Raw genomic sequence first — 16,634 nt, forward strand, 5'->3', positions numbered from 1 at the left:
CGATTTCGTCCTAGCCGTTGATGTCGAGTGCCGTTCCATACAACCGGTCCACCTTCAGCCGGATGACCACGCGGCGCTCGGCGACCAGCTTCTCCAGAAACGCACGTTCATCCTCCGGCTTCGCGCCCTGCGGGATCATCCCGAGCTTCCCGACCGACCGCGTCGCCGGGAACCGTCGTGACCTCGGAGACGCCGGCCTCACCCTCGGCGACGGCGAACGACCACACGTCGCCGCCCTGCACATGCAACGCCGCACGCGGGTTGCGCTTCAGATGCCCGACCTTGATGCGATCGGCCGTCGTCGAGAACCGCACGATGCGGGCCTCGGAGTCCCAGCTGTACAGCATGGTGGTCAGGTGGGGGTGGCCACTGCGTTTGACGGTGGCGAGCGTGCCGAACCGCTGCTTGCCGAGAAGGCCGGAAAGGGCTTCGTCGGACAGGGGGCGAGGTGCTGGTCCTTGGGTCATGAGCTGATCAACACCCGGAGCAGCCCGGGGATTTCACGAACGCCACAACTCCGACCACCAATCCCCCAACACGCCTTGGACCCCACCCGTTGCCCAGGCCGATCACACGTCTAACTGAAGGAGTGGTTTCACCATAGTGATCCCGTAACAGCGTTTTTCCACCGATCTCCGGGAGAGCTATCGAGCGATTGCCCTCCACATGAAGGAGAACACCATGCGTGGACGTGTCACTCTTGCTGCCGCCGCTTTCGCTGCCACCGCTGTCCTCGGATGCGCAGGCGCAGCGGCAGCCGACTCCGGGGCCCAAGGCGCTGCTGTGAATTCGCCCGGAGTTGTGAGCGGCAACGTGATTCAGGTGCCCGTACACGTGCCGGTCAACGTGTGCGGCAACAGCATCAATGTCGTCGGGCTTCTCAACCCCACGTTCGGCAACACCTGCGTCAACGACTAGGGCACACCCGCCGGGCCGGCACGCGGCACGTCGCCGCGTGCCGGGCCAGGGTAGGACGGGCGAGGACGGGTGAGGGCGGGCGGCGGGCGAGGGCCTGCCGACTCAGGCCCCGCGCAGGAATCCGTCCCCGTGCGCGGCGATGTGGGCTTCCAGGGCGGAAAGGGCATCCTGAGTGGCCTGGCCCGACCCGCTGCCACGCTGCTCGGCGTAGTACGCCGCACCGAGCTGCTTCAGCAGATCATTACCGGCACGCTGGTGCTGGAGCTCGTCCACCTTCTGCTTGCCCTGATTCAGAGCACTCTGAGCCTGTTCCTTGGCCCGGTCGAGAAAACCTGACATGACTGCCTCCGATCGCGTCGAGGCATGCCTTCCCGCTTCCTTGCGGCGCATGCTCGGGCGTACCTACCGATGGACTAGTCACACCATCGATGGGACAAGCCCTGGAATACGTCCACGTACGAGCCACCCGGCGACGAACCGAAACGCATTGCCCACAGCACCCGCCGCCCCACCTCTGGGCCGCCCGGGTCCACATAGCTCCGTGGTGGAGGGGCGAGAGTCAAGAGGGAGCGAAGCGAAATCGGCGAAGCCGACGCCCGAAAGGGCGCTCTTGACGCTCGCCCCGGAGCCGCCATCCTCAGGAAAGCCGGGCGGCCACGGCTGCGTCATGGCCAACGGCCAGTCCAACGTCGTTTCGGTGTAGTCGACAAACGGGACCGAGTAGCACAATCCTCAGATCCGCTCCCCTGTGTCACATGCGAAAGGCACGGAACGGAATGGCGCTCTCCAGAGTGAGATCCCGCCACGCGAGATACGTGCCGATGTCCGGGTCCCGGATCAGCTCCCGATTGATCTGCGTGCCATCGGTCCTGTAGTTGAGATGGACGACCGTCGTCTCGTCGAACATCCAGAAGTCCTGTTCGGGGAGTCCCGGATTGGGTCGGTCGGTCAGATCAAGGATGCGATAGTCCTCCCCGGCTGCGGCATTCCCGGTGATGCCCCACTCGATGAGAAAGCGACTGTACGGCGTGAGCGGCAGGCGAACGATCTTGGCGCGAGTCATGGTCCGCCCGGCCGCCGTGTTGTCGCGGATAGTCTGGTGCCAGCGTTCGTTGAAGCCCTCCGGCATCGGCTTTCCGGCCAAGAATGCATGGAAGGTCTCAGTCTCGGCAGGCAGGGTGTATGTCTGATGCACTTCGAGCCGGAACGCGGAGCTCTTGAAGTTTCGGAAGTACGCGATCCACTCGTCGCCGTCTAGGTGCACACGCTCAGAGCTAGCTTCGGTCACGATCAATCTCCTTCTATAACTAGCTAACGGACAGGGCACACAAGTCCGGGCTTCGAACGGTTCGGAGAACACGCCACCACCGCGAGCGATAGGTACGAGGGGCGTTCGAGGTAGAACCCGAGCGACACGTCACCACCTGAACTCAGCCTCTCAGTAGCAGAGTTGACAAGGCGCATGAAATTGGGGACGTCGTGGTCGCTCGCAGGGGTGAACCGGGGCGCGTATGCGGCCAGGTGTTCCCGAAGCCATGCCGTTGCTTCTTTGGCTTCCTGCCAAGTGCCGCGTACCAAGGAGCGCGGCTTGACCAGCCAGTACGCTGTTTCCAGGGGCGGAATGTTCGTCGTGGGGAACTCGGCCATCACCTCACGGTAGCGTTGAAGGAGTTCCGGCCTGCCTCCGGCAGGGGGAGGCTCGTGGTGCGGGGGCCGCCGTAGGGCTTCGTTGTCGAATCGCTCTTTCGGGCCAGTCCACAGATAGCCATGATGGTGCACCAAATCGTTCCCGTTCGGTGTCGAGGCTCGCGGGGGATGGCCGGTCCCGGTTCGGCAGGCGGGACCGGGACCGGCCGAGGGGGAATGTCAGACGCGCAGACCGAACCGCGCAGGATCGACGCCGGCCGCGTCCAGCTCTTCTGTGGTGAACCTCAATGGCTCCGCGTCCGGCCGCTTGCTGTCACCGAGCGCCCAGGCGTCATCGCCGATCCGGGCCAGCGTCACGCACCCCTCGGTACAGGGACCCCCGCACGCCTTCACGAAGGAGGCCCCGCTAATTTCGAGCTCATACAGCTTGATTCCGTCCAGCATCACTGCACCTTCCTGCTCAACTGTTCGCGGCCATGACTGACCGCCGCCGCCCTTGGTGGGCGGGAGTATGTGTTTCCGATCGAGGACATCGATCTCAGCTGTCAGAGGCCGTACCGCGGGCAGCGCAGAGTGGGCACCGGCCAGGCGGCCATTTCGAGATAGCCAAGGAGGCAAGGCGATCGCTCTCGAAGAGAGCTTGTTCGTGTCCCCAGGCTCGCCCGGAGTCGTGAGAGACATGCAGAGTCATTAAGGGCCGGTCAGCGAAATGGCGTGGCGCTGTTTCCGGGTCCGGATGATGGGGGAAAGCCGCGTGGGTCGTCTTCCGACTGCCTCCGCTAGGCGCCACTGATCACTGCTAGTAATCTCCGTAAACTTCCCAGCGGCCCAAGCTCGACTCAGGCCAGTGGGGTGTCGAGCACAGGGCAGGATCCAGCCCTGGCCTGTCTGCAGAATTGGGCGGGCGGACTTTGTAGCCATGAGCAGGACGTTAGGCAATGTAGTTGCGTGCCCGCGCAGCGATTGCGTGCGATTGCGCGCGCGGGGCTGGTGCTTGCGGCGGATTGCCTACGCGAGGTCCAAAGAGGCCCTCGCTCGGCCGATCAAACGCCGGGCCGTCGCCCCGTACTCGGCGGACTCGGCGAGCCAGTCCCATGCCCGCTCGTACAGCTGGACGTCGTCCTCGCCGGTGAGCCACAGCTCTTCGCTGATCGTCTCTACGATGACCAGCCTGCGGTCGTAGATCCAGAAGGCGTGCGGGGCGGTACGACGCAGCTGAGTACCGAACGGGAGGACTCCGAGTTCGATCCGACGTTGCCCCACCAGGTTGTACAGCCGGTCCAACTGCTCAGCCATCACATCCACGGGGCACGAGCGGTGGTACAGGGCGGCCTCGCATACGAGAAACCTGAACGTCTTCGCGGGGTCGTACAGCGCCTCCTGGCGGCGCATCCGTGCTTCGACGGCGGCCTCTGTGGTGGGCGGGATACCTCGGAACTCCGCGTTTGCATCGAAGATGACTCGGGCGTACTCAGGCGTCTGGAACAGTCCGGGGACGCGCGAGACTTCGAGTCCGCGGATGGCCTTCGTGGCCTCGGTCTGCCGTACGGCGATCTCCTGGCGCCCACGGTGTCCGCCTGCCAGCTGGCGTCGCCAAGAGCGGTGCCGCTGTTTCATCTCCAGCCCTGCTCGGAGTCCCTGCAGCTCAGCCTCGACATCCGCCCGGCCGCAGGCCTGAGCCCAGGCGCCCAGATCCACCGCAGTGGGGGTCTGCTTGCCATTTTGGAGTCGGGAGATCTTCGAAGGCTGACAACCGAGCTTGGCAGCAAGCTCCTTGCCCTCCAGACCGGCCTCGGTGCGCAGCTCGCGAAGCCGCGCACCGAGGGCTTCTCTCGCGGTCTGGTAATCCGTACTCACATGGTGGAACGTACCCGGCGGGCGAACACTTCGGTACGCATGGCGTGATGCCAGGCGGCATCCCTGGCTTGGCAAGCGGCGAGGACTTCCGCAGGGTCCTCGGTGACATACACGCCCAGGGTGACGTCCTCGTCGTCGAATGCGAAGCGGGCCACGATCTTCGAGTCGAAGAGCCAGAAGTCATGGTCAGGCAACCGCAGCTCTTGGGCCTTGGCACGGGTCAGATTGCGGATCTCCTCGCCCGCCGCGACGTTGCCGGGTGCGCTGGCGAGCAGAAACTCCTGCCCCTGGGAGGGTGGTTCGTCGACGAGGCGGACGCGCTCGAAGCGTTTGCCCTGCGCCGTCTGGGTGCGGACGTTCTCACGCCAAGCGTTGTCTGGATCGCGAGTGATGTCATCCCCTGCAAGGAATCGAGCCCATTTGGGGCTCTTCCGGTCGGAGGCGTAGCCGCGACGAGTCTCCAAGCGCCAAGCGGTGTGCTTGAAGCCCCGGAACAGATGGGAGATCGAGACGAATGGTCGGAGTTCGGGTGCGTCGCTCCTTGGCGCGTAGCGGGTCAGCAGGCTGCGCGGAACGCGGACGAACGTCTCGGACTCCTTGACGTCTTGAAGCTGAGTGAGGTGCTCCGGGTCAGTCTCCCGTTCGCCCTGGACGAGGATCTCGTTTGTGCCCGCGATCTCATAAAGGGTAGGACAGTCCCCGTCGTCGCTGGTCGTGCCAATGAACCTCAATGTCATATCGCCTCCGTCTGCGCTGTCGGAGATCCAGGATGCGAGGTCGGGCACCGGACGTGCTCAGGATTGCAGCAGATTGCGCATCTTGGCGTGTGGGTGTGGATTGCGAGCAAGCAGGAGGGACGCGATGCAGACGGCCCTACGCCGAGGACGACTGTCCTGAGCGAGTGGACAAGCGGAGGCTCAGCCGACCAACGGGTCCGATCGCAAGGCCTGTGTGAATCTGCGCCAAGTCGGCCGCTGGACCACGACCACGGGCCCACTGCTGTTCTTCGAGTCTCGCAGGAGCACACCAGAGGCGACGAACGCCGCCTCTACGCACTCGGTCGTGTTGCCGCCGCTGTACGACGACTTGAACCACTCGAGCTCGGAGAGGGGCTGAGGGCCGGCGGACATTTAGAGCTCCTTGAGGGCGCGGTGGATCAAGGCGGAGGAGACTTCCATATCCAACGCTTGCGCCTGGAGGTACTCGAACGCAAGTCTGTATCGGTTCAGTTCCTCGGCCTTCTCCAGGAAGAGGGATCCTGCGTGGAAATCGACGTACACCACATCGAGAGCCGGCTCGGGACCGCCGATGATGACGAAGCTTCCCAGCGCGGCTGCGTGGGCTCCCTTGGAGAAGGGCAACACCTGGAGCGTGACGTGAGGGGAGTCGTTCGCTTCGAGTAGCCTCGCGAGTTGCTCTTTTGTGGTCTGTGGTGACCCGACGACGCGGCGGATGACCGACTCGTCGAGGATCGCCCAAAGGCGCGGTGGATTCGGGCGGGCGAGGATCTCCTGTCGCTTCATGCGGATGTCGACCAGGCGCTCGATCTCCGCTTCCTCCAGGGGTACTTCGTTGGCCTTCTGCAATGCAGTGCTGTAGGCGCGCGTTTGCAGGAGGCCAGGGACGTAGACGCAGGAGAAGTGACTCTCGCGTACCGCTTCGTCTTCAAGGGTGAGTAGAAGGTTCATGCTCTCGGGGATGGAGTCGGCGAAGGAGTTCCACCAGCCTTGTTGCTTGGCATCCTTAGCCAGGCCGACAACGGCCATTCGCTCGGTCTCAGTTGTTCCGTACTCTCGGCACAGTGCATCGACCACGATCCACTTGACCGGTCCGGCTTGGGTTTCGTAGCGACTGATCGTTGCTTTCGAAACGCCGACGAGCCTGCCGGCCTCCTCGAGAGTCAGCCCCTTCCGGGCGCGCAACTTACGCATCACAGCGCCGAGTTGGCGGCGACGTGTTGTGGTCCGTTCGGACATTCGACTCCTTCGCCGTGCGCCGGGTGAGGGCCCGGGGATCCCCATCAGGCTAGGGAGCGGTGAACCAGGCCCACCACCGGATTCACTCGATAGATGTTCGTGAGAAGTTACATCGTGAGACTTCTCTGTGCCATGCTCTCTCCCAGACCCGCTACGCAGTGCAGCCGTACGGATACGGCAGGCGCAGCACGCGCGTGGCCAGGGAGGGAGGAGTGGCCGTGCCCGGCTACGAAGTCACCGAACCCCGATTCCGCTGCGTCCTGCCGTTCGAAGCGGCGCCGGCGGAAGTGCCCTTGCTTCGAAGAGCCGCTGTCAGGCAGTTGAGCCGGTGGGGGATGCCCGTGGCCCCGAATGAGGCAGAACTGCTCGTCACTGAGCTGGCGACAAATGTTGTTAAGCATGTCGGGGAGGGCACTTCGGCTGCCTTGATTCTTGAGTGGAGTGGCGAGCGGCTGCGACTCGAAGTCCATGACAAGAGCCCCGCGGTGCCCTCGCTCAAGAGCTCGGACTGTGATGAGGAGTGCGGTCGAGGCCTGCACTTACTTGCGGCGCTGGCGGTGAACTGGGGGACGGTCCTCACGGCTGCCGGCAAGGCGGTCTGGTGTGAGATCGGTCTCAGCGTGGGAAGTGGCTGCCGGCGCCTTGAGCGAGTTGCCGCAGCGCTTGAGAACTACGAGGTGGCACGGGGAGGCTTCCCCCTGCGCGCCCGGGGACGAGAGTCCGGCCTTGAGGAGTCGGCGGTGGAACTGATCGCGGACCTTCTGCACTGGACGGCCGCCCAGGGCCATGACCCGGATGATGTCCTCGACCGGGCTCAGATGCACTACGAGGCCGAAGCTGGTGCGGCCTAATGGGATGCGTTGTGCGCCGCCGGTTGCATACAGTGGCAATCAGGTGCATATGTGTGCGACCGTCGAGGATCCAAAAGTACGCCGCTTTGGGAGAGGGCGCTGCGGCGCAGGACTTCAGCCAGCCTCTGCATCTCGCTTGGTGCAGGCAATCGCGTCAAGGACAGCGATGATGCGCTCGGCGGCTAGCTCTGGGGCTTCGTGCTCCCATACGCGGATGACAGTCCAACCTGCGCTTATAAGGGCCTCGTCGGCAGCTCGGTCCCGGGCGACGTTGCGCTCTAGTTTCGGCCCCCAGTAGCCGCCGTTGACAGCAGGCTGGCGACCGTGCTCAGGGCAACAGTGCCAGAAGCAACCGTCCACGAATACAGCCACTCGTGCGCGTGTGAACACGATGTCCGGCCGTGGGCGTGCGCCCCCCAGCTGGAGCCGAAGATCGACGCGATACCGCTTCCCTGCGGCATGAAGCAAAGTTCGGATCGTCCGCTCGGGCTTGGTGTCCCGCCGCTTGATCGCAGCCATGTTGCGCGAGCGGCCGGGAGTCGGCGGTGTCGACGGTACGGGGTCGGTGCTCGGGGTCATCGCCTACACGGTAGTCGTAGTGTCAGACCCACAGTGTTTGATGGGTCAGGATGGTAGACCGGTGCAAGACCAACCTGGAGGTATGAGCGTGGCTGAACTGTCGGCCGTGGAGATCTGCGCGGGCGCTGGGGGCCAGTCGCTCGGCCTTGAGCTGGCAGGATTCGACCACGCCCTCGCCGTCGAACTCGACGAGAACGCCGTCAACACGCTTCGTGGGAATCGTGATTGGAAAGTGCGGCATGGGGACGTCGCCGATGAAAGCCTCTGGACCCCCAGCGACTACGTAGGCATCGATCTCCTTGCTGGGGGGGTACCCTGCCCTCCGTTCTCGATTGCAGGCAAGCAGCTCGGCGCAACCGACGAGCGTGACCTTTTCGCCTGGGCCGTTGAGTTGGCCGGCAAGATGAAGCCCCGGGCGCTCCTCCTGGAAAACGTGCGGGGCCTTTCAATGCCTCGGTTTTCTGCATATCGCCAGCACGTGAAAGACCGTCTCAGGGATCTCGGCTACTGGTCCGACTGGCAGCTCTTGCACGCAAATGACTACGGCGTTCCCCAGTTGCGACCCCGTTTCGTCCTCGTCGCCATGCGTCATGAAGACGCTCAATGGTTTGAGTGGCCTGAGAAAAGGCCCACAAAGGACACTGTCGGTACTGCTCTGCATGAAATGATGGCTGCTGAGGGCTGGCTTGGCGCCAACAAGTGGGCCGAGAAGGCAAATGATATCGCCCCCACCATTGTTGGTGGCTCAAAAAAGCACGGCGGTGCAGACCTTGGGCCAACGCGTGCCAAAGCGGCTTGGCGTAACCTTGGTGTAGATGCGATGGGTGTTGCTGACGGACCGCCGGATAGGTCCACTCCCGTGGATTTCCTACCCAAGCTCACCACTGAGATGGTAGCGCGCATCCAGGGCTGGGGTGAGGATCCTGAATATCAGTGGCACTTCACTGGACGCAAGACGACAAGGTACCGGCAGATCGGGAATGCATTCCCACCTCCTGTGGCGCGAGCGATTGGCGAATCCATTGCCAATGCGTTGAATCGCAAGGGAGAGCCAAAGCAGCTGGCTGATGTAGAGAACGAAGTCATGCATGACCGTCTCTATATGGCCTTGAAGAATGCGTCAACAGCACTAACGGAAAAGGAACTTGTGCGGCTCTCCGGCGAGAAGATGGACTCTCTGGCCTTCGAGCGCAGGATGGCTTTGCTCGCGCGAGACTTTGTGATCGACGAGGATGAGCAGCTCGGAGGGCGTGCGTACCGGCTCGCAGGTTTCAAGGGGTTTACAGGCCAGGAAGACCACGACCGGCACGCACGTTTTGCTGAGTTGAGGTCACGAATTAGCTAGGCACGTACGGTGATAGGAGGCCTGTCGCTAGATGGCTAGATCGAGCGGCAGGTCGCTAATATCGCGGAGACGTTTGCCAGTAATCAGCGTGCGAAGCATGCTGATCGCCTCGTCATTCTCTGTTTCGTTAACTGCCTTGATCAGCTCTGGCAGAGCGAAGTGGTACACCGTGTCGATGTCGCCAGTGCCGAGAGCCAACGATGCAAGTCTGGACGGCGAAGGTTCTCCAGTGACGACCGCGATGTGCGGAGTGCGCCCTTTCCGGTTTCGGATTACATTAAGAGCTTCCGAGCGGGCATTTTGAGCGCGGTCGCTTCGCAGTGTCCATTTGCATGAAACTATGGCATGAACGATGGGCCGTTCCTGGTTAGCCGTCCTGATAACAGCATACTGGCCAGATTCCGAGTCGACGAGATTTTGATCGCGGTTGATTGTCTGGTCCGACTCAGGGCTTCGCAGTATCAGGATGTCGGGGCTGATCTCATACGAGTTTCCTAGCACAGAGGCGAGGTTGCGATCGTTCTCGATTGCACTTGCTAGGTCGGCCAGATGAGTGTAGGGCTCGTACTTTGAAATCTGATACTCGGCTCGTGATCCCCCGACGTTTCGGATGGCCCAAGCGCCGGGGCGCAGAGATTGAAAGAGGGGGAACGAATCAGATAGAAAGCCTTCGACGGCCTCTTCGAACTGCTTTCCGACTCGCTGTCCCGTAAGTTTCTTGGGGATAGTCGAAGCCGAGAGGTCTTTTGCAATACTTAGTGCGATTGCTACGCTGGTCCTCTGGCTGCTGTCAGCATTTGAGGCCACGCCATCTGGAGAAAGTGAGAGCGTCTGCTTGGTGACAAGCTCGGTGTGAAAATTATTTCTCGATGTGGTAAGCGCCGCTGTCACTTAGAAATGCTCCTAACTAGAGCCTGCTGAACTGGTATGCAAGTAGGCGGCGAGATCCTGTTGCTCATTGTGAGTGAGAGTCCGGGCTAGATCGTAGACGCGGTCAAGCTCTGAGCGAGTCCGCTCACCTTGTCGCAGCCAGAGGAGCAGCGTTCCCTTGCTTCCACGGCTCATACGCCTAACCTGGGCTAGTACCTCGTCGTACCGTCTGGGGTCGGGGAGCTCGTCCCGCATTGGTTCGTTGCACCGTGCGCACTCAGTTCGCCAGTTGTTGATGTCGTCGGCGGCGCCACGAGTCCTCAAGCGCTCCTGCGGTACCCGGTGCCCTATGGTGAGCCGGGCCTTGTTGCTGGGCTCACCTGGGTAGGATTCACCAGCTGCGATCCCGCAGACAACGCAGCGCCTGCCATCGCGATCTATGACCTCGCGCCGAGCGCGAGCCGATGGTGCGAATCGCTTGTAGGCCTGTCGATCGTCGTCGAGCCAGTACCGAGCGCCTTTTGTCTGGAGCCGATACTCGTCCGGCCTCAACGAAGCGTCATCCTTGTAGGACGGGATGGCCCATCCTGCTGCGCGCAGGGTACGAAGGCGCCGATTGAGGTGCTCTGACCGTCCGATGATGTCCGGACCCAGTGCGTCACGGAGCTCATTCATCGTAAATATGTCGCCGATTTCCTTTTTATACCAAAGCCAAGCTGCTAGGCGACGTTCTTGCCCGAATCGCTTCCTCCGTGTGCCTGGCTGGATCCTGAGTTCCCACCACGGGATCCCGTTTGGTGCTATCGGTCCATCATCTGCACTGGCGTCCATGTTCAGGAGTATGGCCGACTTAGTGGATCACTGCCCAACGGTTAGTCATGTTTGCGCCGGTCCTGATCTGGCTAGCGCTGCCACTTACTGAGATCCTTTTAGTGGCATTTGCTGAGATATCAGATAATGAGTATGCAAATATGGTCATGTCGGTCAGGATTCTCCCTGAGGTATCAGACCAGTTGGCTGGGCGGAGCACATTAGTGCTGCCAGGCCGCCCGCTTCTTTGCAGTGTCGTGCTTCCGCGGCCCGCCTCAAGGGCGCTCCCGCTCCGCTCCGCTGCGCTCTCGCGTCGGCTGGCGCCGATGGCCCTTCGGGCCACCCTTGACCCGGGCCGCTCCAGCACAGGGGAGAAGCGAGCGGGCGGCCCGGGGAAGCGGGGCCCAGGTGGGCGGCGGTCCGGTCGGCTGGAAGGCTGGGCGGAGCGGGCGCGTGTCAGCGGCGGGCACTCTGGGTGAGGCCGGCGGCTTGTCCCTCGCCGCGGCTTGGGCGTCCCCGAGCTCCTGGCTGGGGCGTGTCCCTATGCTCCGTGACAGGTGGCGTAGTCCTCGGGAGAACCACACCAGCAATCGGCCGTGCGCTGCGGCGGCCAAGCCACCGCTCGTCCCCGGGCCGCCAGTGTCGTCGCGTACTGGGGGAGCAGTGTCGCGTCTGCGGGGGATGATCCCTCCGACGCTGCGAATGCCTCGTACGACGGGACCGTGCCCGTCACGATGCCCAGGTTCGGGGTTCCCGAAGAGGACAGCTCGCGCAGGGCGGACTCTATGGTCGTGAGGTGCTCGGGGTGGGACGGGTACTCCGCCGCCAGGTCCGGGTACGCCGACAGCAGTTCGTCCAGCTCGGACGTCGGCCAGTGCAGCATCGCCACCGGGAACGGGCGGGAGAGGGCCTCCCGGTACGCGCCCAGCTCCGCTTGCAGGCGGGAGATCTCCGCCTGCAGTTCCGCCGGGTTGTCCGAGCCCAGGGACCACACGCGCTTCGGATCGTGGAGTTCGTCCAGGGAGACCGGCGACGCGTGGAGGCTGTCCGCCAGGGCGTCCCAGTCGTCGTGGGCCAGGCCCAGCATGCGGCGGACGCGGTGGCGGCCGAACAGCAGGGGATGGGTCGAGTACGGCGGCTCCGCCCCGTCCGTCAGCAGCAGCCTCGCCGCCTCCGTGAACGTCTCCGCCGCCGCCTCCAGCTCGTCGTGCACCTCCAGGGCCTCGGCCACGATCACCCACGGGGCCGGGTCGCGCGGCGCCGATGCGCGGATTCCGTCGATGATCGCCCTTGCCTCTGCCTCGTGGTCGTACTCCCAGAGGTTCGAGGCTTTCAGAGCCCGCACCAGAGCAGGGCCCTCCAGGCTGTCGGGCGAGGACAGCAGGCGGTCGTAGAGCGTTGTCGCGGCAGGGCGGTCGCCGGCCAGCTCCAGGTGGGCCGCGGCGCGCAGGAGCAGGGCCTCGGTGTCCTCGGGATACAGGCCGGCGGTCCGCTCCAGGCGTGCCGCTTCGGCGGTGTGGTCGACGTTCTCGGCAGGAGTGTCGGGGCGCATGGGTGACACCGTACTGCCGGGCGGTGACAAACGTGAGGCGCACAGGGGAGGGAACGTGAGGCACAAAGCGGAGGGAAAGAGTTGAGAAAGAGGAGGTGGGGAAGTGGGCGCCGGCTCTTGGGCGATGGGGGGACGGCCGAGGGGGACGGTTATCTTCGACGCGGACATCGACAAGCGGAGTCGGCATGGAGAAGACGGGTGCCCTGGCCGCCGGGGACCAGACGGCGGCCGGTGCCGCAGCCGGTGCGGCCGGTGCCGGAACCGGTGCGACGGGTGCCGACCCCGGTGCGGCAGGTGCCGTAGCCGATGCGGTGGGTGCCGTGGCCTGTGCGGCGGGTGCCGTAGCCGATGCGGTGGGTGCCGTGGCCTGTGCGCCGGGTGCCGGAACCGATACGGCGGGTGCAGTGGCCGGTGCGGCAAGTGCTGCAGCCGGTGCCGTAGCCGGTGCGGGGGAAGAGGCCGACGGACGGGAGGCCGGACGGCGGGAGGACGGACGGTGGTCGGGGGGCTTGCGGGGCGAGCCGCCCCGGTACTGGCCGCTGCTCCTCGCGGGGGCCGCCGTCGTGCCCGGCACGGCCGTCGTTCTCCTCGGACGCTGGGGCGACGCCCCCGCCGTGCAGGCGTGGCGGACCGTGTGCCTGGCCGTCACGGTGCAGGCCCTGCCCTTCCTGCTGCTCGGTACGGCCCTGTCCGGCGCGATCAACGCGTTCGTGCCGGAGCGGGTGTTCAGCCGGGTGCTGCCGCGGCGGCCCGCGCTCGCCGTTCCGGTCGCCGGTGTCGCCGGGGCCGTGCTGCCCGGGTGCGAGTGCGCCTCGGTGCCGGTCGCCAGCAGTCTGATCGGGCGCGGGGTCGCCCCGGCCGCCGCCTTCGCCTTCCTGCTGTCCGCGCCGGCCATCAATCCGGTCGTGCTCACCGCCACCGCCATCGCGTTTCCCGGGAAGCCCGCCATGGTGCTGGCCCGGCTGGTCGCCTCGCTCGTCACCGCCGTCGTCATGGGGTGGTTGTGGCTGCGGTTCGGGCGGGCGGAGTGGTTGCGGCCGGCCGCGCGGCACACCGGACACCGGCACGGGCGCAGTCGGTGGAACGAGTTCCGGCTCGCGTTCCAGCACGACTTCCTGCACGCCGGCGGGTTTCTCGTGCTCGGTGCCATGGCGGCCGCCACCTTCAACGTGGCGGTGCCGAGGTCCGTGCTCGACACCTTCGCCGGGGCGCCCTGGCTCTCCGTGCTCTTCCTGGCCGGGCTCGCTGTGCTGCTCGCCGTCTGTTCCGAGGCCGACGCCTTCCTCGCCGCCTCGCTGACCGGGTTCCCGCCCATCGCGCGGCTCACGTTCATGGTGGTGGGGCCCATGGTCGACCTGAAGCTCATCGCCCTTCAGGCGGGGACCTTCGGGCGGGCCTTCGCCGTACGGTTCTCCGCCGCCACGGTCGTGGTCGCCGTGGCGTGCAGCTCGGTGGTCGGCGGGGTGCTGCTGTGAAGCGATTGCTCCAGGCGGTCCTGCTCGTGCTCTGCGGGCTCGGGCTGCTGCACGTCTCCCTCTTCACCGACCTGTGCCTGAGGTACGTCAAGGAGGGGATGCGGCCCCTGCTCGTCGCCTCCGGCGTGGTGCTGCTCCTGCTGGGCCTGGCCGGCGCGGTGCTCGACAGGCAGGACGAACGGCAGAAGGAGGAGGGAGAAGAGCACAGCGGGCACGGGCACGATCATTCCTCCCTGCCCCGTGTGTCCTGGCTGCTCCTCCTTCCCGCGCTCAGCCTGCTCTTCTACGCCCCGCCCGCGCTCGGTGCCTACACCGCCTCCCGGCAGCCGCCCAAGGCCGTCGCCGAGCAGAGCGATTTCGATCCGCTCCCCGCCGGCTCGCCCGTCCCCATGACCCTCTCCGACTTCACCAGCCGGGTGCAGCAGGACCGGGCGCAGGCCATCAGGGGGCGCAGCATCCGGATGACGGGGTTCGTCACGCCCGGTGGGCCGAAGGGCAGCTGGGACCTGACGCGGATCATCCTCAACTGCTGCGCGGCGGACGCCCAGTCCGTGAAGGTGCGGATCTACGGCGGGACCAGGCTGCCCGCCAACACCTGGGTGACGGTGACCGGGACCTGGCACGCCGGCGGGAAGCTGGGCACCGCCTCCGCGCCGGTCGCGCTCGACGCCCGTACCGTCCGGAAGGTCGCCCGGCCGGTGAACGGATACCAGGACGCCCTTCCGCTGCCCTGAGCCCTCTGACCCCTCTGAGCCCCCTGAGCCTTCTGAGCCCCCTGAGCCTTCTGAGCCCCCTGAGCCTTCTGAGCCCCCTGAGTCACCCCGCTGGACGACGACTCCGTCCACCTGAGTCGCCCCGCTGGACGGTGACCCCGGATGCGGGCGGCCCGCGGACCCGGAATCCCTGCCGCTCTGGTGAGTTGGCGTGTCCCGGCCTATCGTGCGGGCGGCTCACGGAGAGGTCCCGTAGAGGTGGGTGTGCGGATGAGAGTCGTACGGCACCGTGATCGGCGCAGGCGCGCGAAGTGGCGGCGGGGGCTGTGGGGCGGCGGCGAGGTGCTCGTCACCGTCGGAACCGTCCTCATGCTGCTCGTCGTGCACCAGCTGTGGTGGACCAACCGGGAGGCCCGGCAGGGAGCCGAGCGGAAGGTGGCGGCCCTGGAGAAGGAGTGGGGCACCGGGGGTGGGGGTGGCTCGGCCTCGGGTGCGGCGCCCTCCGGTCCGAAGCCGTCGCCGTCTGCGGCGGCCGGCACGGCCGACGGCGGCGGCCGGCGGTCGGACAGCACTGTCATCGTCTCCGGGCGTCCCCGCCCCTCCCAGGCGTACGCCGTCCTCACGATCCCGCGGCTGCACCTGCGCGTCCCCGTCGCCGAAGGCGTGAGCAAGCCGGACGTGCTCAACAAGGGGTACGTCGGCCACTACCCCGGCACCCAACAGCCGGGCCAGGCCGGGAACTTCGCGCTCGCCGGGCACCGGAACACCCACGGTGAGCCCTTCCGCCACCTGCCCCGGCTGCGGCGCGGGGACACCGTCCAGGTCGAGACGAGAACGGCGACGTACACCTACGCCGTCGACAAGATCCTGCCGCAGACGTCGTCGCGGGACTCCGGTGTCGTACGGCCCGTGCCGCGCTCGCTCGTCAGGCCCTCCTACGGGTACGACGAGCCCGGCCACTACATCACCCTGACCACCTGCACCCCCGAGTTCACCTCGCGGTACCGGATGGCGGTCTGGGGGAAGCTGGTGTCGATGCGGCCCCGGGGACAGGGGCGTTCCGGATGAGACGATGCGGGGGTGTCGGGCTCTGTCGAAGGCTTCCTGGTGAACCCGGAGGTGCTCCGGTCCCTTTACGGGCACGTCCCCCGCCTGGAGGGGGTGCGGGTCCGCTCCGTCCATCTCGACCGGCGTGGGCCCGCCGTCACCTTGCGGGTCGACCTGCCGTGTTTTCCGAAGTCGCCGCCGCGGGAGTGGGCCGAAGCGGGCATGGACGGCGTGCAGTGCCAGTTCGCGTTCTGCGCGGTGGAGCCGCTGCTGTGCGCGCAGTGGGAGCCGCCTGCCGTGGGCGATCTGCGGACGGTGCCGTTCGGGGGCGAGCGGCGGATGCGGGTGTCGGTCGCAGGGACGGGCGTGGACCTGCGGTTCGAGTGCAGTGCCTCCGTGGTCGTACGGCATGTGAGCGCCTTCCGGCGCGGGCCCGGGGGAGCCGATGACGGGCCGCATCTCTTCCTGAGCAGGGTGGACTCCCGGCTGTTCGGCTCGCTGCCCGCCACGCACCGCAAGGTCTTCCATGGGCGGTGACTGGCTGCGGCTGCTCGCCTCCCCCGACTGCCTGGGTGCGCTGTACGGGGGTGATCCGCCCGCGCCGGACGCGTGCGATCTCTTCTCCGTGCACATCGACGAACGCGAGAACTCCGTGACCTTGGGGTTCGACACCCGACTGCTTCCCGTGAACCCGCCCGTGGAGTGGGAGGGGCAGGGCTTCAACGCCTTCGAGTTCCATCTGGTCTTCACCGGGGTGACGGGGCTTCGGGTCACCGGGTGGGGTCCCGCCGAGGCGAAGGACGTCCGGGTGTCCTTCCGCGAGGGTGGCGCCTTCGAGGTCGTGCTGGGGTCGGGGGATTCCGGGATCGTGTTCCGGGCGGCTGCGGTCCGGCCGGCCGGGCCCCGCCCCGACCACCCCACGGGCCGCCCCGCAACCACGGCACCTGAATTACCATGGGGTGGCCGGACACACCGCAACATAATAAACAATGCG

At 65.7% G+C, this 16,634-nt stretch carries 20 protein-coding genes and 1 pseudogene; 8 read left to right on the top strand and 13 right to left on the bottom strand.

Annotated features, from left to right (window positions below):
- Positions 1-10: 10 nt before the first annotated feature.
- A pseudogene (locus AB0H32_RS13255) lies at positions 11-467 on the bottom strand (TIGR03618 family F420-dependent PPOX class oxidoreductase).
- Positions 468-681: 214 nt separating this feature from the next.
- On the opposite strand from AB0H32_RS13255, the gene AB0H32_RS13260 reads away from it, so the two are divergent.
- Positions 682-918, top strand: coding sequence for a chaplin (locus AB0H32_RS13260; protein WP_361118878.1), 237 nt, complete (start codon positions 682-684; stop codon positions 916-918).
- Between the two features lie 102 nt (positions 919-1,020).
- Here AB0H32_RS13260 and AB0H32_RS13265 read toward each other — a convergent pair whose 3' ends face one another.
- The 8 genes from AB0H32_RS13265 to AB0H32_RS13300 form a co-directional block, all read right to left on the bottom strand.
- Positions 1,021-1,257 (bottom strand): hypothetical protein, encoded by a 237-nt coding sequence (locus AB0H32_RS13265; protein ID WP_361118880.1) that lies wholly within the window; start codon positions 1,255-1,257, stop codon positions 1,021-1,023.
- Between the two features lie 412 nt (positions 1,258-1,669).
- Positions 1,670-2,206 carry a DUF6879 family protein gene (locus AB0H32_RS13270; RefSeq protein ID WP_361118831.1) on the bottom strand — a complete coding sequence of 179 codons (537 nt, stop codon included), beginning with the start codon at positions 2,204-2,206 and terminating at the stop codon, positions 1,670-1,672.
- Between the two features lie 23 nt (positions 2,207-2,229).
- A complete protein-coding gene (locus AB0H32_RS13275) occupies positions 2,230-2,697 on the bottom strand; it encodes a hypothetical protein (protein WP_361118833.1) in 468 nt (155 codons plus the stop codon).
- Positions 2,698-2,784: 87 nt separating this feature from the next.
- On the bottom strand, positions 2,785-3,009 hold the full coding sequence (locus tag AB0H32_RS13280; protein ID WP_361118835.1) for a DUF397 domain-containing protein: 225 nt from the start codon (positions 3,007-3,009) through the stop codon (positions 2,785-2,787).
- Positions 3,010-3,573: 564 nt separating this feature from the next.
- Positions 3,574-4,422, bottom strand: coding sequence for a helix-turn-helix transcriptional regulator (locus tag AB0H32_RS13285; protein WP_361118837.1), 849 nt, complete (start codon positions 4,420-4,422; stop codon positions 3,574-3,576).
- Positions 4,419-5,159 carry a DUF6879 family protein gene (locus tag AB0H32_RS13290; RefSeq protein ID WP_361118838.1) on the bottom strand — a complete coding sequence of 247 codons (741 nt, stop codon included), beginning with the start codon at positions 5,157-5,159 and terminating at the stop codon, positions 4,419-4,421. The genes AB0H32_RS13285 and AB0H32_RS13290 overlap by 4 nt, the downstream gene beginning before the upstream one ends.
- A 180-nt stretch (positions 5,160-5,339) precedes the next feature.
- Positions 5,340-5,552, bottom strand: coding sequence for a DUF397 domain-containing protein (locus tag AB0H32_RS13295; protein WP_361118840.1), 213 nt, complete (start codon positions 5,550-5,552; stop codon positions 5,340-5,342).
- Entirely contained in the window at positions 5,553-6,398 is an 846-nt protein-coding gene (locus AB0H32_RS13300) for a helix-turn-helix transcriptional regulator (protein ID WP_361118842.1), read from the bottom strand.
- Positions 6,399-6,616: 218 nt separating this feature from the next.
- Here AB0H32_RS13300 and AB0H32_RS13305 point away from each other — a divergent pair, with 218 nt between their 5' ends.
- The gene (locus tag AB0H32_RS13305; RefSeq protein ID WP_361118844.1) at positions 6,617-7,249 is read left to right on the top strand and encodes an ATP-binding protein; all 633 of its coding nucleotides are present in this window, start codon (positions 6,617-6,619) and stop codon (positions 7,247-7,249) included.
- Between the two features lie 114 nt (positions 7,250-7,363).
- Here AB0H32_RS13305 and AB0H32_RS13310 read toward each other — a convergent pair whose 3' ends face one another.
- Positions 7,364-7,828 carry a very short patch repair endonuclease gene (locus AB0H32_RS13310; RefSeq protein ID WP_361118846.1) on the bottom strand — a complete coding sequence of 155 codons (465 nt, stop codon included), beginning with the start codon at positions 7,826-7,828 and terminating at the stop codon, positions 7,364-7,366.
- Between the two features lie 82 nt (positions 7,829-7,910).
- Between AB0H32_RS13310 and dcm the strand changes: the two genes are divergently transcribed.
- Positions 7,911-9,173, top strand: a complete 1,263-nt coding sequence (gene dcm, locus AB0H32_RS13315) for a DNA (cytosine-5-)-methyltransferase (RefSeq protein ID WP_361118848.1) — start codon at positions 7,911-7,913, stop codon at positions 9,171-9,173.
- 27 nt (positions 9,174-9,200) lie between these two features.
- Here dcm and AB0H32_RS13320 read toward each other — a convergent pair whose 3' ends face one another.
- From AB0H32_RS13320 to AB0H32_RS13330, 3 genes are all read right to left on the bottom strand, one after another.
- Positions 9,201-10,064, bottom strand: coding sequence for an NgoMIV family type II restriction endonuclease (locus AB0H32_RS13320; RefSeq protein ID WP_361118850.1), 864 nt, complete (start codon positions 10,062-10,064; stop codon positions 9,201-9,203).
- Positions 10,065-10,076: 12 nt separating this feature from the next.
- Positions 10,077-10,874, bottom strand: coding sequence for an HNH endonuclease (locus tag AB0H32_RS13325; RefSeq protein ID WP_361118852.1), 798 nt, complete (start codon positions 10,872-10,874; stop codon positions 10,077-10,079).
- 520 nt (positions 10,875-11,394) lie between these two features.
- Positions 11,395-12,405, bottom strand: coding sequence for an SEC-C domain-containing protein (locus tag AB0H32_RS13330; RefSeq protein WP_361118854.1), 1,011 nt, complete (start codon positions 12,403-12,405; stop codon positions 11,395-11,397).
- A gap of 509 nt (positions 12,406-12,914) precedes the next feature.
- Between AB0H32_RS13330 and AB0H32_RS13335 the strand changes: the two genes are divergently transcribed.
- From AB0H32_RS13335 to AB0H32_RS13355, 5 genes are all read left to right on the top strand, one after another.
- Entirely contained in the window at positions 12,915-13,880 is a 966-nt protein-coding gene (locus AB0H32_RS13335; protein WP_361118882.1) for a permease, read from the top strand.
- Complete coding sequence (locus tag AB0H32_RS13340) at positions 13,877-14,614, top strand: TIGR03943 family protein (RefSeq protein ID WP_361118856.1); 738 nt, start codon at positions 13,877-13,879, stop codon at positions 14,612-14,614. The genes AB0H32_RS13335 and AB0H32_RS13340 overlap by 4 nt, the downstream gene beginning before the upstream one ends.
- A 243-nt stretch (positions 14,615-14,857) precedes the next feature.
- Positions 14,858-15,661 carry a class E sortase gene (locus AB0H32_RS13345; RefSeq protein ID WP_361118858.1) on the top strand — a complete coding sequence of 268 codons (804 nt, stop codon included), beginning with the start codon at positions 14,858-14,860 and terminating at the stop codon, positions 15,659-15,661.
- Between the two features lie 12 nt (positions 15,662-15,673).
- A complete protein-coding gene (locus AB0H32_RS13350) occupies positions 15,674-16,177 on the top strand; it encodes an Imm50 family immunity protein (protein WP_361118860.1) in 504 nt (167 codons plus the stop codon).
- On the top strand, positions 16,167-16,634 hold a 468-nt coding region (locus tag AB0H32_RS13355; RefSeq protein WP_361118862.1), incomplete at its 3' end, for an Imm50 family immunity protein. The genes AB0H32_RS13350 and AB0H32_RS13355, both read left to right, overlap by 11 nt.

The sequence above is a fragment of the Streptomyces sp. NPDC020362 genome (assembly GCF_040642095.1).
Taxonomy (GTDB): domain Bacteria; phylum Actinomycetota; class Actinomycetes; order Streptomycetales; family Streptomycetaceae; genus Streptomyces.